At 71.2% G+C, this 21,115-nt stretch carries 15 protein-coding genes; 8 read left to right on the plus strand and 7 right to left on the minus strand.

The genetic code is table 11. The features are described from left to right. Positions 1 to 404: 404 nt before the first annotated feature. Positions 405 to 2,741 (minus strand): hypothetical protein, encoded by a 2,337-nt coding sequence (locus Q0795_RS15545; RefSeq protein ID WP_298891177.1) that lies wholly within the window; start codon positions 2,739 to 2,741, stop codon positions 405 to 407. A gap of 148 nt (positions 2,742 to 2,889) precedes the next feature. Between Q0795_RS15545 and Q0795_RS15550 the strand changes: the two genes are divergently transcribed. Further along, on the plus strand, positions 2,890 to 4,656 hold the full coding sequence (locus tag Q0795_RS15550) for a DUF5677 domain-containing protein (protein WP_298891179.1): 1,767 nt from the start codon (positions 2,890 to 2,892) through the stop codon (positions 4,654 to 4,656). Positions 4,657 to 4,767: 111 nt separating this feature from the next. Here the strand turns inward: Q0795_RS15550 and Q0795_RS15555 are convergent, their stop codons facing one another. Next, entirely contained in the window at positions 4,768 to 7,248 is a 2,481-nt protein-coding gene (locus Q0795_RS15555; protein ID WP_298891181.1) for a DNA topoisomerase IV subunit A, read from the minus strand. Positions 7,249 to 7,493: 245 nt separating this feature from the next. Beyond that, entirely contained in the window at positions 7,494 to 8,225 is a 732-nt protein-coding gene (locus Q0795_RS15560) for a 5'-methylthioadenosine/adenosylhomocysteine nucleosidase (protein WP_298891184.1), read from the minus strand. A gap of 21 nt (positions 8,226 to 8,246) precedes the next feature. Here Q0795_RS15560 and Q0795_RS15565 point away from each other — a divergent pair, with 21 nt between their 5' ends. From Q0795_RS15565 to Q0795_RS15575, 3 genes are all read left to right on the plus strand, one after another. Continuing rightward, positions 8,247 to 9,458, plus strand: coding sequence for an amidohydrolase family protein (locus tag Q0795_RS15565; RefSeq protein WP_298891186.1), 1,212 nt, complete (start codon positions 8,247 to 8,249; stop codon positions 9,456 to 9,458). Next, positions 9,458 to 10,396, plus strand: a complete 939-nt coding sequence (locus tag Q0795_RS15570) for an ornithine cyclodeaminase family protein (RefSeq protein WP_298891187.1) — start codon at positions 9,458 to 9,460, stop codon at positions 10,394 to 10,396. The genes Q0795_RS15565 and Q0795_RS15570 overlap by 1 nt, the downstream gene beginning before the upstream one ends. 193 nt (positions 10,397 to 10,589) lie before the next feature. After that, positions 10,590 to 11,372, plus strand: a complete 783-nt coding sequence (locus Q0795_RS15575; protein ID WP_298891189.1) for an alpha/beta fold hydrolase — start codon at positions 10,590 to 10,592, stop codon at positions 11,370 to 11,372. A 121-nt stretch (positions 11,373 to 11,493) separates the two neighbouring features. Here the strand turns inward: Q0795_RS15575 and Q0795_RS15580 are convergent, their stop codons facing one another. From Q0795_RS15580 to Q0795_RS15590, 3 genes are all read right to left on the minus strand, one after another. Beyond that, positions 11,494 to 12,357, minus strand: a complete 864-nt coding sequence (locus Q0795_RS15580; RefSeq protein WP_298891191.1) for an ABC transporter permease — start codon at positions 12,355 to 12,357, stop codon at positions 11,494 to 11,496. Next, a complete protein-coding gene (locus Q0795_RS15585) occupies positions 12,354 to 13,337 on the minus strand; it encodes an ATP-binding cassette domain-containing protein (RefSeq protein WP_298891193.1) in 984 nt (327 codons plus the stop codon). Before Q0795_RS15585 ends, Q0795_RS15580 begins: the two co-directional genes overlap by 4 nt. Positions 13,338 to 13,575: 238 nt before the next feature. Further along, the gene (locus Q0795_RS15590) at positions 13,576 to 14,844 is read right to left on the minus strand and encodes an amidohydrolase (protein WP_298891195.1); all 1,269 of its coding nucleotides are present in this window, start codon (positions 14,842 to 14,844) and stop codon (positions 13,576 to 13,578) included. Between the two features lie 43 nt (positions 14,845 to 14,887). Here Q0795_RS15590 and Q0795_RS15595 point away from each other — a divergent pair, with 43 nt between their 5' ends. Further along, positions 14,888 to 15,874, plus strand: a complete 987-nt coding sequence (locus Q0795_RS15595; protein WP_298891197.1) for a PfkB family carbohydrate kinase — start codon at positions 14,888 to 14,890, stop codon at positions 15,872 to 15,874. Here the strand turns inward: Q0795_RS15595 and Q0795_RS15600 are convergent. Beyond that, positions 15,861 to 16,505, minus strand: a complete 645-nt coding sequence (locus Q0795_RS15600) for a nitroreductase family protein (RefSeq protein WP_298891199.1) — start codon at positions 16,503 to 16,505, stop codon at positions 15,861 to 15,863. The two genes, Q0795_RS15595 and Q0795_RS15600, sit on opposite strands and share 14 nt — an antisense overlap. A 68-nt stretch (positions 16,506 to 16,573) precedes the next feature. Between Q0795_RS15600 and Q0795_RS15605 the strand changes: the two genes are divergently transcribed. The 3 genes from Q0795_RS15605 to Q0795_RS15615 are packed head-to-tail and all read left to right on the plus strand — an operon-like array spanning position 16,574 to position 21,024. After that, the gene (locus tag Q0795_RS15605; protein ID WP_298891201.1) at positions 16,574 to 19,240 is read left to right on the plus strand and encodes a GNAT family N-acetyltransferase; all 2,667 of its coding nucleotides are present in this window, start codon (positions 16,574 to 16,576) and stop codon (positions 19,238 to 19,240) included. Positions 19,241 to 19,252: 12 nt separating this feature from the next. Continuing rightward, positions 19,253 to 19,831, plus strand: a complete 579-nt coding sequence (locus Q0795_RS15610) for a DUF5998 family protein (RefSeq protein WP_298891203.1) — start codon at positions 19,253 to 19,255, stop codon at positions 19,829 to 19,831. After that, a complete protein-coding gene (locus Q0795_RS15615) occupies positions 19,828 to 21,024 on the plus strand; it encodes an alkaline phosphatase family protein (protein WP_298891205.1) in 1,197 nt (398 codons plus the stop codon). Before Q0795_RS15610 ends, Q0795_RS15615 begins: the two co-directional genes overlap by 4 nt. Positions 21,025 to 21,115: the final 91 nt, after the last annotated feature.

Consider the following 21,115-nt stretch of genomic DNA (forward strand, 5'->3'; position numbering starts at 1 on the left):
GCACTACCGTAAGAACCCGGTCCTCACCGAGGTCCGAACCACCTAACCGAGCCTCCACGAAACCCGGGGCGATTCACTACAGCACCTGGATCGGTCTTGCTGCTGTCCTGATGGGCCTCGGGGCAATCTTCGGTATCACCTTCGAATCGACCTTACTGCTCTTCGGCCTCGGCGTACTGGGACTCGGGTGCGGCGTCGTTGGCTTCGTAGGCCTCTACCGTGCGGCGGGCGGCAAGTAGGTCGACCCTGGACCGGCCTCTCCTCTGGACGCGGACGCGCTTGGCGGCAAATCCGGTAGACGCAGCGTACTTAGTCTGCGGCGGGAGGGGTACGTACGTCTCTGTCAACCATGATGAAGACAAACGATGGGTCGCGCATCATCACTCCGCAGCGGACATCGGTGGCTAGTCACTCCACGTGCAGACAAACTTTGTCGCGCTGCCCTCCGGTGCCGGGGCGATGTCAACCAGGCCGAGGTTTCGTTTGCAGGATTCAATTGCGGTGGCGAACACTCCGGCGTTGCCTGGTGCCTCCCAGCGCACGGGGTGGTTGTTGTCGTTCGAGGGCACTGACAGGTCGGTGCTGATGAGGACGAGCGGAAGCCGAGGCAGTTGGGCCCCCATGGCCGTGCTGGTCCAGGTCGCGCGTTCGACGAGTGCCCGCAGTACGTCCCGCTCTTCAGGTGCTAGAGCCGCTTTGAGGGAGCTGAACACCAGGACGGAACGGACCTTTGCCCGGTCGAACCGGTTCTGAAGGTCCTCGAGGTTCTGGACGTCGTTCCCGTCGATCCAATTGCCGTTCTTGACCTCGGCGACAGCGGCCGTGAAGTTCGGGTAGGGCAACCATGTGACGATGTCAGCTTCCATGCGCCCGCTGCCGGTGAGCTTGAACTCGACCCCGAAGGCGTGTGGGCCGGCTGCGCTAAGCCGGACGGAGAGGTGGTTGAGAACCGACGAAGTCGCCAGGGCTGGGAGCAGGGCCTTGACCTTTTCGGAACCGAGATGGCCGGCAAGCCTGAAACGCCAGTGCGACTTTGATAGCGCGAGCGACAGTGCGAGACGGAAGGTCTCGCCACAGAATTCACATTGGATTGTGGCATCTAGGTCTCGCGGCGAGACTTGCATGTCCACCCGGCAGTGGCTGCAGTGGACGTCGAGCATGGGCACAAATAGACCGCTGTACAGGAGACGGTTGACGAGGTTGTCGGCGTATTCGGCGGGACTGGTTCTGAACGCGGTCAACTTGTCCGGCCAAGCTCCGCGGTTGTTCAAAATTTCTGCCCGCAGTTGTTGCAGTGGCAACCCAGTTGTCGAACGGCCGGCCTTCTCGATGAGCGCTCTAATTCCCGGTTGGGTTAGGAGGTCGCCTGCGGGGCCGCCTAGCATCTGTGCGGCCCGTGTCTGAAAACGCCCGTCCTCCGATTGGGCGACCTTGACGCTCTCGTCGTCGAGGAGGGTTGCGATCGCGTCCAGCTGAAACACAAATGCGACAGGCACCTCGTCGTTTCGCGCCGACACGCCCAGGACCACACCTTCGCCGTCGGCGTTGACGCGAACATCGTGAGTATGGCTGAATGCGACCCGCTCCTGCAGGCGACCGAACCGTCGCAAAGGTGGCAAGCACGCTACAGATCGAGGATCCAGGCCGACGACGGTATTCACATCGACCTCGACGGCCACCGTTCCGGGCATCACGTGGTGCGCTTCTGCTGTGACAGGAACGCTCGGCACACGAACCATGGCGTGCGCCGCGGTCGGTGCGAACTCGGCACGAACCGAGGACTTGAAGCGACTATCGATGCCGGGGAATCGGTAGTGACGAGGCTCCTCGGGCCGGTGCTCACGCACGACCATGCCGAGCCTTCCCGCCATGGCATCGATCGCCGCTCGGGTAGCGGGTGAGGCGTTCGGCAGCTGCCACACACCCAGGTACCTCTCCGTGCGTCGTTCAGGACCTCCGTGCACCGACGTGCCGCCTGGAACGCTGCCGCGAGTAAGGAACGGCAACAGCTCCTCGCCGCCTTCAGCCGGCACGGGGACCACGGGTCGGCCGAAGGACCGCATGTTCCAGAAGGCCACCAGGTCTCGAGGGTTGTCGGGTCGAACGACGAACACCCCGTTCATCCAAGCCACGTCAAAGTGCGGCTCAGGGCTCAGCCCGACTCTAGATGCCTGGATGATACCGACGTCGTCCACCGTCAGGCCCGGCCTGGACAAGAGTGCACCGATCCCGACCATTTGTGAGCCGGTGGGTGCCCACGGATCCTCGCCAGCTTGTAGGGCTCCGAACAGCGCGGCGTAGAAGTCCGCCATGGGATCGGTGTCGCTCCAGGTCGGGACGTACAGGGGCGGCTGTTCGATCGCGACCGCGCTCGTCGGAAGAACTCCGGTCCGGAAGCCATCTTCAGCTTCGCTGGTGAACGGCCCGTACTTGCCGAGGCTGCGCCAGAGCCACCCGCTGCGCAGGAGCTCATCGAACAACTCACTGCTGCTGCCGCTGCCCTCGTCGTCTTCGTCGTGTTCGAGGTATAGGGAGTCGAGGTCAAAGACGCGTGCTTGGAACTCGATCGCGTCGAACGGCTGGTTCACGTCGAGGATCGGGGTGTAGTAGCCGCCCCAGACGTGGCTCAGGTTGGCGATAGCCGCACGGACGGCTGCCGAGTCGGCAAGGTCGACCAGCTGACCTACCCGAAACGGCCGCACCTTGGCGCGGCCACGAAGCTCTGCTGACTCTCGTGCCATGCGCAGAGATTATGGTGCCTTTGGTCAGGCGCAGGGTTCTAACGCCGGTCGGCCCTGACTGTGCGCACAGGCCTGGCCTTGCTGACGGCTGCGCGCGGCGATACAAGCATCGCGACCCGGCGTCGGTCGTCGCAAGTACGCTCACCGCATGAAGTTGCCGCGCCCGACGGAGCCCACTGGTCCGCTACAAGGACACGTACGCCGGGGCCGAACCTACTCCACTCCCTTGGCAGCCAGCGGGATCCTGCAGATCGGCAACTGGATCCGTGACGACCTGCCGGACCTCCTGTGGCCGGCCCTCTTCCTCGCGGAGAAGGGCAGTTCAAGAGTGGCAGTGCAGTTTGTGCGTTTTCAGAAGGACGTGCTCGACGACCTACGTGACCTAATCGAGCGCGACGCACAACTGACTGACTGCCTCGATGGAAGCCTCACGGGCTTGGACAGGCTGGTTGAGCGAGAACCCTCGGCCCAAGATGTGGTCGTACAACGCGCCGACGAGCACGGGTTGCGCACTCACACCGTCGCCAGGGCGCTGGGTGTCTACCCACAGCGGCCAGCTAAATGGCTTTTCGACAATACCCACGGCAGACCCACCAGCGACGACGCCGCACTCCTCGCGACTGCCGTGCGGGAAGCGATCACCGACGGGCATCGCGAGGCGATCGTCAAGTGCCTGCGCTTCTGGGCGGCCATTCAGGGCGGGACGTTGTCCGCTGACCGAGGCTTCATCGAGTTGCTACGCAACTACCCCGTCGATGAGGCCACGCGGTCCTTGGCGGACACGAACATTCGTGCCGCATGGGGAGCACGCAGGGCCGCAGACTCGATAGCCCACCCCGAGTACGCGCAACCGCGGGCTGATTGGGCGCGCGCCTTTTGGCAGGTCAACTCGCTGTTCACCCAATGCGTACGGGCGCGCGAACTGCGGGGTGCAACCGGTCGAGTCCGTGGGGGCCCGGAGGGCGACCCTTCCGCCTGCGATCCACCGTCTCGGTCAACCGGTAAGCCTGGAACTAGAGACGCGGGCGATACCTCCCCTCTTGACCTCGCCGATGTGATGGAGCCTGAGCAAGACCGCGATTGGACGGACGATCAGCCCGAAACCATCGGTTTGCAGCCCGGGGACTTCAGGCAACGAGCCATGGACCTGTTCACCAGCTATGTCGAGGCAATCGAGACAGGTGCTCAGCGGATCTACGATCCGGATGCCCAGGAGGTGCATACGGGAATCGTGTCGCGTGCTGCGCGAGAGGTGATTACGGGCCTCGGCACACCTGACCTTTGGTGCACCGAGCACGGGTCGCACATCGGAAGAACTCTCGTGGAAAGTCGCATTGTCCTTGCGTGGATGTCGACCCAGGACGAGGAGATCTATCGCAAGTACAAGGCCTACGGCGCTGGCAAGGCGAAGCTGAACTCCCTCATCGCCCGAGAGATCCCCCCGGAGTGGCTACTCAACGGAGCCTCCGACGCCATCGACGAGATGTCTCGTTTGAGCCACAACGATGACCTTCTCGATTACGTCTCGGTCGACTTGGGCAGCACTTTCTCAGGCAAGACCCTCAGGACGATGGCTGACGAAGCTGGTCTGCTGGACCTCTACCGCCATGCGTTCCAGTTGCAGAGCGGATTCACGCACTCAGAGTGGTGGGCCGTGGAGATGGAGTGCATGGAGCGCTGTCGCAACGTGCTGCACCGAGGCCACCTGATCCCTAGCCTGGACCTCGCCTATGGCGGCGTGGTTACGGTCGGTCGGGCATGGGTGATCGCTCTACACGGACTCATCCGCGCCAGCCTCGAAATTCTCGACACAGACGAAGAGGTCGTCCGTGAGGCCTTCGCATGGCTCCTTCCCTCGCATACAACGCCGGATCCTCCACCGGATATGTCAACGAGCGTGGGAGACCAACGCTGAGGCGTGACAGGGAGGAGACCACCCCAAAGGCGCCAACCGGGGCGAAATGACGCTTGAAGCGACCTCCAGGGGACGACCGCTCTTCGGCAGTACAGAGATGTACCGACCGCTTCAGCCGACGGCGGCGATGGGTGCGGCGGCGGGGACTCCTGAGCCGTCGCGCTTGTCGTTCGTCTCCGGCAGTTCGACCGCGACGCCGTTGGCGGATGCCGCGCGCGGGGGAGCGGCGCCGGCCCAGCCCAGCACGAGCGCGTCCTCGCCCCGCAGGAGCCGGTGGCAGCGCACCCCGCCGGTCGCGCGCCCCTTGGTGGGGTAGGCCCACAGATCAGTGACCTTGACCGACCCCGTCTGGGCGCCCGGGGCCGCACCAGCGGACCCGGCGACGGTGACGACGACGTTCTCCACGCTCGAGTCCACGGCGCCGAAACCGATGACGCTCGCGCCGGTACCGAGCTTGATACCGGCGATGCCGCCGCCGGAGCGGCCTTGCGCCCTGACCAGCGAGGAGGCGAAGCGCAGCAGCTGGGAGTCGGAGGTGACGAAGACCAGCTCCTCGTCCCCGGTGGACAGTTCAACCGCACCGACGACGCTGTCGCCGTCCTTGAGCGAGATCACCTCGAAGGCGTCCCGGTGGCCGGGATAGTCGGGGTTCACGCGCTTGACCACGCCCTGTTTGGTTCCGATCGCCAACCCAGGCCCGTCCCCGGTCAGTGAGCACAGCCCGAGCACCTGCTCGCCGGGTGGCAGGTCCACGAAGGCCGACAGCGGGGCACCTCCGGAGAGGTTCGGGGCCTCTGCCGACGGCGGCAGCGCCGGCAGCTCGACCACCGACAACGTCACCACGCGCCCTGCGCTGGTGAGCAGGCCTACGGTCCCGCGAGCAGTAGTCCGCACCCGCGACCGGATCACGTCGTGCTTGGACCGGCGCCCGCCGGTGCTGAGCGGCTCTTCGTCCGAGACGCCGGCCCGCGCCAGCAGGCCGGTGGTGGAGAGCAGCACCCAGCACGGGTCGTCGGCGACCTCGAGGTCCATCCCCGCGGCCTTGCCCCCAGTCGCCGGCCCTCCCGCCGCGGAGGCGGCGCCGGTGCCGTCGCTCTCCAGCAGCACGGTCCGGCGCGGCGTGCCGTGCTCGGCCGCCACCGCGGCGAGCTCGTCACTGACGACCGTGAGCAGCAGCTGCTGGTCAGCGAGGATCGCCTCCAGGGCCTCGATCGCGCGCTTCAGCTCGTCCCGCTCGCTCTCCAGCTCGATCCGGGAGAACTTCGTCAGCCGTCGCAGCTGCAGGTCCAGGATGTGGTTGGCCTGGATCTCGGACAGGTCGAAGACCTGCATGAGCCGGGTCCGCGCCGTGGCGACGTCCTCGGCCGCCCGGATGAGCTGGATGACCTCGTCGATGTCCAGGATCGCGATGAGCAGGCCTTCGACCAGGTGCAGCCGGTCCTTCTTCTTGCCCAGCCGGTGCGCGGTCCGGCGCCGCACCACGTCGGTGCGGAAGTCGACATACACCTGCAGCAGGTCCTTGAGCCCCAGGGTGCGCGGCTGCCCCTCGACGAGCGCCACGTTGTTGATCCCGAAGGACTCCCCCATGGGGGTGAGCTTGTAGAGCTGCTCCAGCACCGCGTCGGGGTTGAAGCCGGTCTTGATCTCGATGACCAGGTGCAGCCCCTTGGTCCGGTCGGTGAGGTCGATGATGTCCGAGACGCCCTGCAGCTTCTTGGCCTGGGCCAGCTGCTTGACCTTCTCGATGACCTTCTCCGGCCCCACGAGGTAGGGCAGGTCGGTGACGACGATGCCCTTCTTGCGCGGCGTGACGTTCTCGATCCGCGCCGTCGCACGCGTCTTGAACGACCCGCGCCCGCTCTCGTAGGCCTCCCGGATGCCATCCAGCCCGACGATCCGCCCGCCCAGCGGCAGGTCCGGCCCGGGGACGAAGCGCATGAGCGCCTCCAGGTCGGCCTCGGGGTTCGCGATGAGGTGCCGCGCGGCCCCGATGACCTCGCCGAGGTTGTGCGGCGGCATGTTGGTCGCCATGCCGACCGCGATCCCGGTGGCACCGTTGACCAGCAGGTTGGGGTATGCCGCGGGCAGCACCTCGGGCTGGAACAGCTGGTCGTCGTAGTTGGGGACGTAGTCGACGGTGCTCTCGTCCAGACCGCCGGTCATGAGCAGCGCCGCCGGCGCCATCCGCGCCTCGGTGTAGCGGCTGGCCGCGGGGCCGTCGTCGAGCGAGCCGAAGTTGCCGTGCCCGTCGACCAGCGGCAGCCGCATCGTGAACGGCTGGGCCATCCGCACCATCGCGTCGTAGATCGCGGTGTCCCCGTGCGGGTGGTACTTGCCCATCACCTCACCGACGACCCGCGAGCACTTCACGTGCGGCCGGTCCGGCCGCAGCCCCAGCTCGTTCATCGCGTAGAGGATGCGCCGCTGCACCGGCTTCAGACCGTCCCGCGCGTCCGGCAGCGCCCGGGAGTAGATCACCGAGTAGGCGTACTCCAGGAAGGCGCCCTCCATCTCCTCCTGGACATCGACCTCGAGGATCTTCTCCTCGACGTCGAAGAGGTCTTCGCTCTGCGGGCGCTTGCGACGAGCCATGAGGGGGTGGGGCGACCTTTCGTGCTCACGGTGGCCCGGACGGGCGTGTCAGGGTCGTCCCAGGGTATGCCGTGCGCCCGGGATCACCGAGGAGGCGCGGCGGTCATGGGGGAGGTGCGGGGGGTCTGGGTCGGCCGAGGCCGAGCCAGTGGGCCCTGGTCGCCTCCGCAGCACCGGCGCCGGCACCATCGGCGCGGGCTCCACCGTGCTCCACGCCCAGCTCGGAGGGCAGCTCGCCCTCAACGCTACAGCGCGATCTTCGACCGAGCCCCGCGGAGGTAGCACTCCACGACGTCGGCCATGAGCCTCGCCGACCCGTCGAGGAAGGCGGGGAAGTCCCGCGCGGCGCCGGGGTCCGCGGTGTCGGAGAGCGCCCGCAGGACAGCGAACGGAATCCCGAGCGACGTGGCGGCCTGGGCCACCGCCGCACCCTCCATCTCCACGCAGACCGCGCCGAACTCGGCGTGGACTGCCGCCGCCCGCGCAGCCGAGGCCACGAACTGGTCACCGGAGGCGATACGTCCCTCGTGCAGCGTCCTGCCGTCGCGTGCGGCGCAGGCGCCGGCGGCGGCCACCAGGTGCTCGCTCATCGCCGGGTCGGCCGCCCAGGACGCCGGCTCTCCCAGCAGCTGACCGGGTGGCCGGCCGAGCGCCGTGACGTCCACGTCGTGCTGGACCAGGTCGGTCGCGACGACGAGGTCACCCACCCGTTGACCGGGGGCGACGCCACCGGCGACACCGGTGAACAGCAATGAGGTGGCGCCGGCGGAGTGCAGGACGGTGGTCGCCATGGCGGCGTTGACCTTGCCCACGCCGCACCGGGCCAGCAGCACCTCGGACCCGTGCAGGCGGCCGCGGTGGACGCTCAGGCGCCCCGCCCGCAACTCGACCGGGTCGTCCAGCAGCCGCCGGTTGTCGGCGACCTCCGCGTCGATGGCCCCGAGGATGGCGAGCATGGCGCCGATCATCGCAGACATGTCCCGGTTAGCCTCGGGAGCATGACGAGCACTCTCTTCACCGGCGGCACGGTCGTCGACGGCACCCTGTCCGAGCCCCGCGTCGCGGATGTCCACGTGGTCGACGGCCGCGTCGTCGAGGTCGGGCCCGGCCTCGGCGTCGAGGCGGACACGGTCGTCGAGTGCGCCGGGCAGACCGTGCTGCCGGGCCTCTTCGACTGCCACGTGCACTTCATGTTCGAGCAGCCGAGCATCAGCCGCATCCTGCAGACCCCCTTCAGCCTGGCCTTCTTCCAGGCGGCGGAGCGCATGCGCACCACGCTCGCGACGGGCATCACCTGGGTGCGCGACGCCGGCGGCTCCGACCTCGGGGTCGCCGAGGCGGTGCGCCGCGGCGTCACGCCGGGTCCACGGATGCAGATCGCGCTGACGATGATCAGCCAGACGGGCGGTCACGGCGACGGGTGGCAGCTGTGCGGCGCCCACGTGGACCTCATGCCCGAGCACCCGGGGTGCCCCTCGGGCGTCGTGGACGGGCCGGTCGAGATGCGCCGCAAGGTGCGCGAGCTGGTCCGTGGGGGCGCCGACGTCATCAAGGTCGCCACCAGCGGCGGCGTGCTCTCGCCGCGCAGCAACCCGTTGCACGGCCACCTGCGTGACGACGAGATCGCCGCCCTGGTGACCGAGGCCACCGCCGCCGGCCTCCACGTCATGGCGCACGCGCAGGCGACCGACGGTATCAAGACGGCCATCCGCGGGGGGATCCGTTCCATCGAGCACGGGATCTACCTGGACGACGAGGCGATCGAGATGATGCTCGAGCGCGGCACCTGGCTGGTGCCCACCCTGCTGGCACCGCGCGCCGTGCTGTCCCAGGCCGACGCGGGCGTCCCGTTGCCGGACGCCGTAGTCGCCAAGGCCCGCATGGTGTCCGAGGCGCACGACGAGTCCGTCCGCCGCGCCATCGCCGCCGGGGTCAAGGTGGCGATGGGCACCGACTCCGGGGTGGGCGTCCACGGCACCAACCTCGACGAGCTGGCGATCATGCGCGATCTGGGGATGAGCGAGCTGGGGGCGTGGCACGCCACCACCCAGGTCGCGGCCGAGCTGCTCGGGGTCGGGGAGGACCACGGCACCCTCGAGCCGGGCAAGGTCGGTGACGTCGTCGTCCTCGACGGGGCGTGGGACGACCTGGCCGGCCTCGGGGAGCGGGTGTCCTCGGTCTGGCTGGCGGGGGAGCGGGCCACGGTCTGATGGAGGTCCTCGACGCCACCGCGGTCCGGGCCGGCCTCGACCCGGAGGCGCTGGTCGAGGCGCTGCGGGAAGTCTTCGCCGGCCCGGGGCCGACCGTGCCGGAGCGCATGCTCGAGGCCCTGGGCGGCGAGCCGCCCGCGACGCTGCTGCTCAAGCCCGCCTGGGGCCTGCACGGGTGGCTGGGCGTCAAGGTCGCGACCCACCATCCGGCCAACGGGGAGCGCGGGCTGCCGGCGATTCAGGCCACCTACCTGCTCCTCGAGCAGGCCACCGGCTCCCCGGGGGCCGTCCTGGACGGCACCGAGCTGACCCGGTGGCGCACGGCTGCCGCCAGCGCCCTCGCCGCCGACCACCTGGCCCCCGAGCGGGTCGGCGAGCACCTGCTCGTCGGGGCGGGCAACGTCGCCGCGGCCGTGCCCCCGTGCTACGCCGCGGTCCGCGACGTCGGGATCACCCGGGTCTGGGCCCGCGACCGCGACCGCGCGGCCGCCCTCGTCGAGCAGCTGCGCACCCAGGGGTATGCCGCTGACGTCGCCGACGACCTGCGCGCCGCGGTCCGCACCGCCGACGTCGTCACCACGGCCACCTCGGCGACCAGCCCTCTCGTCCTCGGGCGGGACGTCCGGCCCGGGACCCACGTCGACCTCGTCGGCTCGTTCCTGCCGACGATGACCGAGGCGGACGAGGAGCTGATGACCTCCGCCCGGGTCGTCGTCGACGTGCCCGAGGCGGCGCAGACCGCAGGCGAGCTGGTCGGGCCGCTGCGGCGCGGCACGCTGAGCGAGCAGGACGTCGCGACGACGCTCGCCGACGTCGTCTCGGGCCGCTCGCCCGGCCGGACGTCGCCGGACCAGGTCACCGCCTTCGTGTCCGTGGGCACGGCGGCCGAGGACCTCGCCGCCGGCGTGCTCGCCTGGCGCGCCCACACGTCGTCCTGAGCAGAGCCGAGCGCAGGCATACCTGTGCGGAAACGGTGTGGCACATCCGTCGTCAGAACGACCGACATGACGCACCGTTTCTGCACATCCATCGCGGAAGCCGTTGCCGAACTCGGTGATGTCGGGGGTCTGGGCCCACTGGTCCGACTGCTCCCACCACGAATGTCGCAGGCCCCCCACCTAGGATCCACGGATGACTCTTCATCACGTCCGGCGCGGCAGCGGTAGCCCCCTGCTGCTGGTCCACGGTCTCGGGGCAGGCTCGCAGTCCTGGGCGCCCATCCTCGACCGGTTGGCCGCCGAGCGGGAGGTCATCGCCGTCGACCTGCCCGGTTTCGGCCAGTCCCCGCCCCTGCCCGGGGAGGTCTCGATCGCCGCCCTGACCGATGCGGTCGCCGGCTTCATCGACGAGCAGGGGCTCGGGGCGGTGTCCACCGCGGGCCAGTCCATGGGGGCGCGGATCGTGCTCGAGCTCGCCCGCCGCGGTATCGGCGGCGACACGGTCGCCCTGGACCCGGGCGGCTTCTGGACCGACCGGGAGGTCGCCGTCTTCAGCGGGACGCTGCGCCCCTCCATCAGGCTCGTCAGAGCGCTCAGACCGACGCTCCCCGCCCTGGTGGGCAACCCGGTGTCCCGCTCGGCCCTGCTGGCGCAGTTCTCGGCCCGGCCCTGGGCGCTGTCGGCCGAGACCGTGCTTCCGGACCTGCGCGGGCTGGCCACCGCCCCGTCGACCGGCGCCGCGATGGATGCGCTGACCAAGGGACCGAAGCAGGCGGGTGCCCCCGCCGGCACACTCCCGGGGCGGGCGACTATCGGCTGGGGGCGCCGGGACCTGGTGACGCTGCCCCGGCAGGCGCAGCGTGCCGTGGCGGCGTTCCCGGACGCGCAGCTGCACTGGTTCGAGCGGTGCGGGCACTTCCCCCAGTGGGACGCCCCGGCGGAAGCGGCGCGGCTCATCCTCGACCGGACCAGCTGAGCAGCCCACCGAGGCCGCAGCCCACCGGACCCCCGCCCATCACGCGGCCGCACACCGCGGCCCCACCCACCTCGCCAGGACCATCGCTCACGGGCCCGCGCGAGCCGCGGCCCCGTGCCCCTCAGCGCGAGGAGGCCTGGCGGAACCGGTTGACCGCCAAGGGCACGAAGACGGCCAGCATGAGCACCGACATGGCCACGGTGGTGAGGATCGGGTTCTGCATGGGGAAGGTGTCCGGGGTCGCTGCTACACCGGTGTTGCCGAAGAGCTCGCGCACCGCCTGGACCAGGGCCGAGATGGGGTTCCAGTTGGCGAACGCCTCCAGCACCGCGGGCAGCCTGTCGGTCTGGACGAAAGCGTTGGAGATGAAGGTGAGCGGGAAGAGGATCATGAACGAGGCGTTGTTGATCACCTCGGGGGTGCGGACCACGATGCCCAACAGCGCCATGACCCAGCTGAAGGCATAGCTGAACAGCAGCAGGATCCCGACGCCGGCGAGGAAGCTGAGCCAGCCCTCGTGGAAGCGCCAGCCCACCAGGGCGCCGCTCAGCATCATGATGACCACGGAGACGCCGTTGAGCACCAGGTCGGCGTTGGTGCGACCGAAGAGGACGGCCGAGTCGTGCATCGGCAGGGTCCGGAAGCGGTCGATCATCCCCTCCTTGAGGTCCTGCGCCATCTGGTAGCCGGAGAAGGTGGAGCCGAAGAGCACCGTCTGGCCGAAGATGCCGGCCATGAGGTAGTCGGTGTAGTTGCCTCCGTCGATCTGGATCGAGCCGCCGTAGACCTGGGAGAAGAGCAGCACGAACATGATGGGCTGCAGGACCGCGAAGAGCAGGATCTCGGGGTTGCGGCGGAACTTGATGAGGTTGCGCCACGTGACGGTGCGGACGTCGCTGGCCCATGAGGCGAGCGGGCTGGTGGCCCGGGACCTCTGGTCGTCGTCGGCGGCCCTGGCCGGCGGGGCCGCGGTGTCGGTGCTCATGCGCTCTCCTCGAGCTCGCTCGTGGTGTCGTCGGCCTGCTCCCGGCCGGTCAGCCGGAGGAAGACGTCGTCCAGGGTGGGGCGCCGCATCCCGGCGTCGTGCAGCCGGACGCCCTCGCCGTCGAGGTCGGCCAGGACGTGCTGCAGGGCGCCCGGACCCTCGGAGACCGGGACCGACAGGGTGCGACCGCCGGTGTCCTGCTGGACCTCCTCGGTCCCGTGCCGGGCGAGGACGGCCCGAGCGGTGTCTGCGTCCGCGGCGTCCACGAGCGTGACCACCACGCGGTGCCCGCCGATCTGGGCCTTGAGCTCGTCGGCGGTGCCCTCCGCGATGACCGTGCCGTGGTCGATGACGCTGATGTCGTCGGCGAGGTAGTCGGCCTCCTCGAGGTACTGGGTCGTCAGCAGGACGGTGGTGCCCTGGGCCACCAGGTCCTTGATGACCTCCCACAGGCCGAGCCGGCTGCGCGGGTCGAGCCCGGTGGTGGGCTCGTCGAGGAAGAGGATCTGCGGGCTGTTGACCAGGGCGCAGGCCAGGTCGATGCGCCGGCGCATGCCGCCGGAGAAGCCCTTGACCGGCCGGTCGCCGGCCCCGGCGAGGTCGAACTCCTCCAGCAGCTCCCCGGCACGGGCCCGGGCCCGTGCCCCGCCGAGGTGGTAGAGCCGGCCCACCATCTCGAGGTTCTCCCGACCGGTGAGGTGCTCGTCCACCGCGGCGTACTGCCCGCTGGCGCCGATCACCCTGCGCACCCCCTCGGGGTCGTGCAGGACGTCGACCCCGGCGACGCTAGCCGTGCCGGAGTCAGGTCGGAGGAGGGTGTTGAGCACCTTGACGGTGGTGGTCTTGCCGGCCCCGTTGGGACCGAGCAGACCCTTGACGGTGCCCTCGGGGACGGTCAGCGACAGCCCGGCCAGGGCGTGCACGTCTCCGGAGCGGGAATGATAGGTCTTGCGCAGGTCGTGCGCCTCGATGATGGCCACGCCACGATGCTACTGCTGGCCGCCGACAGACCTCACCCACAGAGGTGAGGGGGTGTCTGTCCGGGTGACGGGAATCGGGTCGCCCGGGCGGGCGGCACAGAGCAACCATTCGCGGCGCTCGGTGGGGGTGAGCGCAACCATTCGCGGCGCTCGGTGGGGGTGAGCGCAACCATTCGCGGCGCTCGGTGGGGGTGAGCGCAACCATTCGCGGCGCTCGGTGGCACACCTCCGGCGTCGCTCAGCGCGTGAGCCACTCCATCGCCGCGGCGACCATCGCCCGCACGCCGGTGTCCAGCATCGGCTGCAGCACCGGGGCGAAGTGCGGGGAGTGGTTGTCGGGGAAGTCGGCCCGCTCGGTCCCGCGCTCCTCGGCGGCGCCCCACGCCTGCGCGTCGAAGGCTCCGAACCCCCAGTAGCACCCGGGAACCCCCCACGCGGCCGGCAGCTCGCCGAAGTCCTCCGAGCCCATCTCGGGGGTGAAGTCGCGCACCTGCCCCTCGCCCAGCTCGCCGACGAGGGCGGTCCGCACCCGCTCGGTGGCCCCCGGGTCGTTGTCGGTGACCGGCAGGTGGTCGAAGGTCTCGAAGCCCGGCTCCGGGGCTCCCCAGGCCAGCGCCTCGGCGCGGGCGGTGCGCTCGATGACCTCCAGGCAGTGCGCCGCCACCGCGCCGTCGTAGGTCCGGACCGTCCCCTCCAGCACGGCGTGCGCCGGGATGATGTTGGTCTTGGTGCCTGCCGCGATCCGCCCGACGCTCACGACCGCGGTCGCCTGCGGCGACACCTGACGCGAGACCACGGTCTGGAGGCGCATGACCAGCGACGCGGCCATGACGACGGGGTCGATCGCCGTGTGCGGCGCCGAGCCGTGGCCGCCCTTGCCGTGCAGGGTGATCCGGAAGTCGTCGCAGCTGGCCATGATCGGCCCCGGCGCCACCTGCACCGACCCGGCGGGCCCGGGCAGCACGTGCTGGCCGAGCGCGACGTCCGGCCGCGGCAGCAGGTCCACCAGGCCGGCGGCGACCATCGCCTCGGCACCGTTGAACTGCTCCTCGGCCGGCTGGAAGACCGCGACGACGGTCCCGGCCCAGTGCTCCCGACCCTCCAGCAGCAGCCGCAAGGACGCCAGCAGCGTCGCCACGTGGGTGTCGTGACCGCAGGCGTGCATGACCGGCACCTGCTCACCCGCGTCGTTGGCGACCCGCACCGTCGAGGCGTACTCCAGCCCGGTGTCCTCGGCGACCGGCAGAGCGTCCATGTCGGCGCGCAGCAGCACGGTCGGACCCTCGCCGTTGCGCGCGACCACCACCACCCCGGTCCCCCCGATCCCGGTGTGCACCTCGAGGTCGTCGGCGCCGGGCATACCCGAGACCTCCTGCACGACGCGGGCGGCCGTCGCGTGCTCGGCCATGGACAGCTCGGGGTGGGCGTGCAGGTGGCGGTAGACGTCCTCCAGCCAGGGGCGGATCGTCGGCAGCGGCTGCAGGACGGCGGCGGTCGCGGTGCTCATGGGGCGAGGGTATGCGGTGCGCCGGCGTGGCAGGGTACGTCCCATGACGTCGCCCGCCCGCAGGGTCATCCACACCGGCCAGGCCATGGTCGACCTCGTGCTCGAGGTCGGCACGCTGCCCCCGCGCGGCGGCAACGTCATGGCCGACAGCGCCACGAGGTATGCCGGTGGTGCCGTCACGATCGTCGTCGCCGCCGCGCGCTCGGGCGGGCAGGCCGTGCTCGCCGGAGCGGTCGGCACCGGGCCGAACGGCGACCTGGTGCGTGACGTGCTCGCCGCCGAGGGGGTCGAGGCCAGCGCGCCACCGGTGGCCGATCTCGACACGGGGGAGTGCGTCGTGCTCGTCGAGCCGAGCGCCGAGCGGACCTTCGTCACGACCCGGGCGGCGGAGCGCCGCATCACGCGCGACTCGCTCGCCACGAGCGGTCCCGCGGACGGTGACCTGGTCTGCGTGTCCGGCTACACGTTGCTGCCGCCCACCCGCGACCCGCTGCTGGGCTGGCTCGAGGACCTGCCCGGGGGCGTGCAGGTCGTGCTCGACCCCGGAGCCCCCTTCGCCACCTTCGAGCCGGACGTCGTGGAGCGGGTGCTCGCCCGGACCACGGTGTGGACGTCCAACGCCGCCGAGGCGCGCGGCCTCGGGGGAGGGCCTGCGATGGGTGAACCCGCCGGGGACGAGGCAGTCGCGGGAGTGGACGAGGAGGGGGCCGACCTCGAGGCGCTGGCCGAGGACGTCGCGGCGCGGCTGGCCCCCGGCGCGGTCGTGGTCGTGCGGGACGGGCCGCGGGGCTGCGTCGTCCGGGCGGAGCAGACCTCGACCCTCGTGCCCGGCTTCCCGCAGACCGCGGTGGACACCAACGGCGCCGGCGACACGCATACCGGTGTGCTCTGCGCCGGGGTCGCGGACGGTCTGCCGTGGGTCGAGGCAGCGCGGCGCGCCAACGCCGCGGCCGCGGTCAAGGTCACCCGGCGGGGTCCCGCGACCGCGCCCACCGCGGCCGAGGTCGACGCCTTCCTCAGGGTCCGCTGACCACCTCCTCCCACGGGGTGCCGAACCGCCCGCGGTGCGCCACCTCCGCCAGCCGCCGCCGCCCGCGTCGCAGGGAGGGTGAGCGGCGGTCGCGGTCCGAGGCGGCATACCCCATCGCCACCACCCCCACGACGCGGCGGTCCGCCGGTGCCCCGAGCGCGGTCAGCGTCTGCTCCACCCGCTCGGCCGGGACCCCGAAGAAGAGCCCGCCCAGCCCCTCGTCCACCGCGGTGAGCAGCATGAGCAGTGCCGCCATCCCCGTGTCGACGTCCCAGTAGGGGACCGGCCAGCGGGCCTCGTCGCGGTCCGTGCGGCCCTTGTCCGCCTCGGCGTAGCGCTCGAGGTAGGCCCGCTTGTCCGACAGGCACACGATGAGGCACGGGGCGCTCATCACCCCGCGCAGCCACGGGTCCATCCGCTCCTGGGCCGCCGGGTCGGTCGCCGCCGACCAGAACCGCCCGCGCTCCTCCTCCGAGGAGAGCACGACGAAGTCCCAGCCCTGCGAGAAGCCGGCGCTGGGGGCCCGGGTCGCGTGCTCCAGCGCTCGGGTGAGCACCTCCGGCGACACCGGGCGCCCGGGGTCGTAGGCCCGGACCATCCGCCGCCGTCGCACCACCTCGCCGAACTCCATCCCCCGATCGTGGCACGGACCACCGACAGATCCCGGCCCGGTGCCGCTGCCGATGGGATAGTGGAGCCATGAGCGAGGCCGAGGAGCTGCCCCCGGGCTATCCGCACGAGTGGGAGGCCGACGTCGTCCTGTCCGACGGCCGGGTGGCCCACGTCCGGCCGATCCGACCGGACGACACCGAGGCCATCCACCGCTTCCACGAGGCGCAGTCCGAGCAGTCGATCTACCTGCGCTTCTTCGCCCCGATCAAGAGGCTCTCCGACAAGGACGTGCACCGGTTCACCCACGTGGACTACGCCGACCGGGTGGCGCTCGTCATGTATGTCCGCGACGACCTGGTGGGCATCGGCCGGTTCGACCGGCTCACCCCCGGCGGCCCGGTCGCCGAGGTCGCCTTCAACGTCTCCGACCACCACCAGGGCCGCGGCATCGGTTCGGTGCTGCTCGAGCACCTGGCCGACATCGGCCGCGAGGGCGGGGTGACCCGGTTCGTCGCCGACGTCCTGCCGCAGAACCGCAAGATGATCGGTGTCTTCCGCGACGCCGGCTTCGAGGTCTCGCACGAGTTCGACGACGGGGTCATCGCGGTGTCCTTCGACATCGAGCCGACCGAGGCCTCGCGCGCCGTCCGCACCTCCCGGGAGCACCGCTCGGAGGTCCGCTCCATGCGGGCGGTGCTGCACCCCGAGTCGGTCGCGGTGGTGGGGGTCAGCCGGCGGCCCGCGACCATCGGCCGCGCCTTCTTCGACGACATCGTCGCCGGGGGCTTCACCGGGCGCGTCTACCCCGTCAACAACGCCGCCGACCCCGGCACCCTCATCAACGGGCACCCGGCCGTGGCCTCGGTCCGCGACATCGAGGGCGGCGTCGACCTCGCCGTCGTCGCGGTGGTGGCCGAGGAGGTCCTCGGCATCGTGGACGAGTGCGCCGACGCCGGGGTCAAGGCCCTGGTCGTGGCCTCCGAGGGGTTCGCCGAGACCGGCACCGAGGGCCGGGCCCTGCAGCACGAGCTGCTGGTCCGGGCCCGCCACTACGGCATGCGGGTGCTGGGGCCGACCAGCTTCGGGCTCATCAACAACGACCCGCAGACCCGGCTCAACGCCTCCATCGCCGCCTCCGAGCACCTGCCGGAGTTCGGCAGCCTCGGGCTGTTCAGCCAGTCCGGCGGTCTCGGCATCGCGCTGCTCGCCTCCGCCCGGCGTCGCGGGCTGGGCATCTCGACCTTCGCGTCGGCCGGCAACCGGGTCGACATCTCGGGCAACGACCTCATGCAGTACTGGACCGAGGACGAGAACACCACCGTCGTCGGGCTCTACCTCGAGACCATGGGCAACCCGCGCAAGTTCACCCGGATCGCCCGCAAGCTGGCGCTCAGCAAGCCGGTGATCGTGGTGAAGTCGGGCACCGGGCAGCACGCCATCCCGCAGGGGCACCGGGTGCGGCTCACCCACGAACGCCCCGAGACCTTCGGGCAGATGCTGCGCCAGTCCGGGGTCATCCGGGTCGACAACGCCCACCAGCTCTTCGACGTCGCGCAGCTGCTCGCCTCCCAACCGCTGCCGCGCGGGGACCGGGTGGCGGTCGTCACCAACAACAACGCGCTGGGGTCGCTGGCCGCCGACGCCGTCTCCGCCCGGGGGCTGCGCGTCGTGCACGGCCCGGTGACGGTCTCCGCCGAGGCGCTGACCGAGGAGTTCCGGGAGGTGGTCGAGCACGCGCTCGCCCAGGAGGACGTCGACGCGATCGTCGCCTGCTTCATCCCCCCGGTCGCCGACATCGACCCCGAGGTCGTCGACGCCGTGGCCGCGGCGGTCGCGGGGCACGAGAAACCCTGCGTCGCGACCTTCCTCGGTATGCGTGGCGTCACCCCCGGCGCCGGCGTCCCGACCTACCCGATGCCCGAGGACGCGGTGCGCGCCCTGGCGGCGGCGGTGCGCTACGCGCAGTGGCGGCGCCGCGACCAGGGGGAGCGGGTGCGGCTGGACGGGCTGGACCGCGCCCGCGCGTCCGCCGTGCTCGAGGCCGCGCTGGCCCGGGAGCCCCGGGGGACCGAGCTCTCCCGGGAGCAGGTGGAGGAGGTGCTCGGCGCCTACGGCATCGAGGTCTGGCCGGTCGTCCAGGTGCACTCCGACGCGGAGGCGGTCAAGGCATACCAGAAGCTGCGCGGCAGCGTCGTGCTCAAGGCGACCTCGCCGCTGCTGCAGCACCAGCCCGGGCGGGGCTGGGTGCGCACGGGGCTGCGCCACCCCAAGGCCGTCGGCGCAGCCTACCGTGACCTCGAGGCGCTCACGGACCCGCTCGGTGCGGACGGGATCGCGCTGCAGCGGATGGCGCCGGACGGCGTGCCGGTCGAGGTGAACTCGGTCGAGGACCCGCTCTTCGGGCCGGTCGTCGGCTTCGGGGTGGCCGGGCTGCCGATCGACCTGCTGGGCGACGAGGCGCACCGCTTCCCGCCGCTGACCGACGTCGACATCGCCGAGCTCACCACCTCCATCAAGGCGGCCCCGCTGCTCGACGGCTACCGCGGCGCCATGCCGGTCGACCAGCGCGCCCTGCACGACCTCGTCGCCCGCGTCTCGGTGCTCGCCGACGACCACCCCGAGCTCGCCCACGTGCGGCTCAACCCGGTCATGGCCCACCAGGACGGCATCGAGGTGCTCGGCGCCAGCATCCGCGTCGCACCCGCGCCGACCCGGGCCGACGCGGAGCGGCGGACGCTGCTCGCCGACGTCTGAGACGATGGGGCCATGGTCCGTCGTGTGAGGTCGCCGCTGCCCGAGTCGCTCGTCGCCGACATCGACGCGGCGGGGTACCTCCCCGCCGTGGTGCACGACGTGGTCGTCACCGCCGTCGGCAAGGACCACGTCGTCACCCACCTCGTGCACGACGAGACCACCTTCGACGAGATGGCCGTCCGCAACCACCTCACCGTCCTGGTGCTGACCGAGCGCCGCCTGGTCATCGCGCACGCCGACGACCACGAGGGCCCGGAGGGGCAGCGGATGGCCACCGCCACCAGCGAGACCGTGCCGCTGCGCTCGGTGCGCGGCGTCATGCTCACGCACACCCTGCCCGACCCGGAGCACTACGACGGCAGCCTCGCCGGCCGCGGCATCACCCTCACCCTGGGCTGGGGTGCCGTCGCCCGCGTCGACCTCCTGCCCGCGGTCTGCGAGGACCCGCAGTGCGAGGGGGACCACGGCTACGAGGGCACCGTCTCCAGCGACGACCTGTCGCTGCGCATCGCCGCGGAGGCGCACGGCGTCGAGCGCCTCGAGCAGGCGCTGATCTTCTCCAGCGAGCTCTCCGGACGCCTGGGTCGATGAGCAGGGCCGAGGGCCCCGCTGCCGACCTGGTCGCGACGGCGGCCGCGGCCTACCAGCCACCAGCACCGGGCACCGGTCTGGCCTCCGTGCTGCCGGCCGCGCTGCGCGCCCTGGGGGTGCCCGACCTGCCCGACGGGGTGGACCCGGCCGGCTGGACGCTGCCCGAGACCCGCCGCGTCGTCGTCGTGCTCGCCGACGGGCTCGGCGCCCACCAGCTGCGGCGCGGCAGCGGGCACGCCCGCACCCTGAGCGGTCTGCCGACCCCCGACCTCGCCGGGCCGGAGGGGTTCGCCTGCGGATTCCCGTCGACGACGGCCACCAGCCTGACCTCGCTCGGCACCGGTCGGGCGGCGGGCGGGCACGGCATCGTCGGGTGGCAGACCAACCACCGCGGCCGCCTCTTCAACCACCTGGCGTGGAAGGACGGGCCCGACCCGCACGAGTACCAGCCGTGGCCCACCCTGCTGCAGCACGCCGGGCGCCGGGACGTGTCGATGAGCACGGTCTCCCAGCCCGCCTACGCCGGCTCCGGGCTCACGCGGGCGGCGCTGCGCGGCGGCGCCTTCATCGGGGCCGAGGACCACGCCGGTCGCACGGAGGGCGTCCTGCACGCGGTGGCGCAGGCGGGGCGGCGTGGCAGGGCCCTGGTGTATGCCTATTGGGACGAGATCGACAAGGCCGGCCACGTCCACGGCCCGGACTCCCTGGAGTGGGGCGAGTCGGTCGAGATCTTCGACGCCTGGGTCGCGGACCTGCTGAGGAGGCTCCCAGCGGACACCGTCGTCGTCGTCACCGCCGACCACGGCATGGTCGAGGCGCCGCACGAGCACCGTCGGGACCTGGCGCTGGAGCCCGAGCTGGGGGCCGGGGTGGAGCTGCTGGCCGGTGAGCCGCGGGCGCCGCAGGCCTGGTGCCGCCCCGGTGCGGTCGACGACGTCGTGGCCGCCTGGCGGGAGGAGCTGGGGGAGTCGGCCCTGGTCCTCACGCGTGAGGAGGCGATCGGGGCAGGCTGGTTCGGGCCGGTCCGCGAGGGCTACGACTCTCGCATCGGCGAGGTGGTCGTGGCCATGCTCGGACCGGCCACGATGCTGGACTCCCGCGCGCTGCGTCCCGAGGTCCTGCGGCTGCGCGGCCACCACGGCTCCATCACCCCGGCAGAGACCGCCATCCCGCTGCTCGTCGCCACGACCTGAGCACACCGCCCCCGCGCGGGCCACGGGCATACCTCCGCTGCTCGGCACCACCAGGGCGTCCCCCTGCGGGCACCGGCCGGGGCGCCCCGGT

Source organism: uncultured Serinicoccus sp., assembly GCF_947487915.1.
GTDB lineage: Bacteria > Actinomycetota > Actinomycetes > Actinomycetales > Dermatophilaceae > Ornithinicoccus.

Coding starts and splice junctions, on each gene's coding strand:
- Q0795_RS15545 (WP_298891177.1), bottom strand. CDS start 2,741: ATGGCACGAGAGTCAGCAGAGCTTCGTGGCCGCGCCAAGGTGCGGCCG.
- Q0795_RS15550 (WP_298891179.1), top strand. CDS start 2,890: ATGAAGTTGCCGCGCCCGACGGAGCCCACTGGTCCGCTACAAGGACAC.
- Q0795_RS15555 (WP_298891181.1), bottom strand. CDS start 7,248: ATGGCTCGTCGCAAGCGCCCGCAGAGCGAAGACCTCTTCGACGTCGAG.
- Q0795_RS15560 (WP_298891184.1), bottom strand. CDS start 8,225: ATGTCTGCGATGATCGGCGCCATGCTCGCCATCCTCGGGGCCATCGAC.
- Q0795_RS15565 (WP_298891186.1), top strand. CDS start 8,247: ATGACGAGCACTCTCTTCACCGGCGGCACGGTCGTCGACGGCACCCTG.
- Q0795_RS15570 (WP_298891187.1), top strand. CDS start 9,458: ATGGAGGTCCTCGACGCCACCGCGGTCCGGGCCGGCCTCGACCCGGAG.
- Q0795_RS15575 (WP_298891189.1), top strand. CDS start 10,590: ATGACTCTTCATCACGTCCGGCGCGGCAGCGGTAGCCCCCTGCTGCTG.
- Q0795_RS15580 (WP_298891191.1), bottom strand. CDS start 12,357: ATGAGCACCGACACCGCGGCCCCGCCGGCCAGGGCCGCCGACGACGAC.
- Q0795_RS15590 (WP_298891195.1), bottom strand. CDS start 14,844: ATGAGCACCGCGACCGCCGCCGTCCTGCAGCCGCTGCCGACGATCCGC.
- Q0795_RS15595 (WP_298891197.1), top strand. CDS start 14,888: ATGACGTCGCCCGCCCGCAGGGTCATCCACACCGGCCAGGCCATGGTC.
- Q0795_RS15600 (WP_298891199.1), bottom strand. CDS start 16,505: ATGGAGTTCGGCGAGGTGGTGCGACGGCGGCGGATGGTCCGGGCCTAC.
- Q0795_RS15605 (WP_298891201.1), top strand. CDS start 16,574: ATGAGCGAGGCCGAGGAGCTGCCCCCGGGCTATCCGCACGAGTGGGAG.
- Q0795_RS15610 (WP_298891203.1), top strand. CDS start 19,253: ATGGTCCGTCGTGTGAGGTCGCCGCTGCCCGAGTCGCTCGTCGCCGAC.
- Q0795_RS15615 (WP_298891205.1), top strand. CDS start 19,828: ATGAGCAGGGCCGAGGGCCCCGCTGCCGACCTGGTCGCGACGGCGGCC.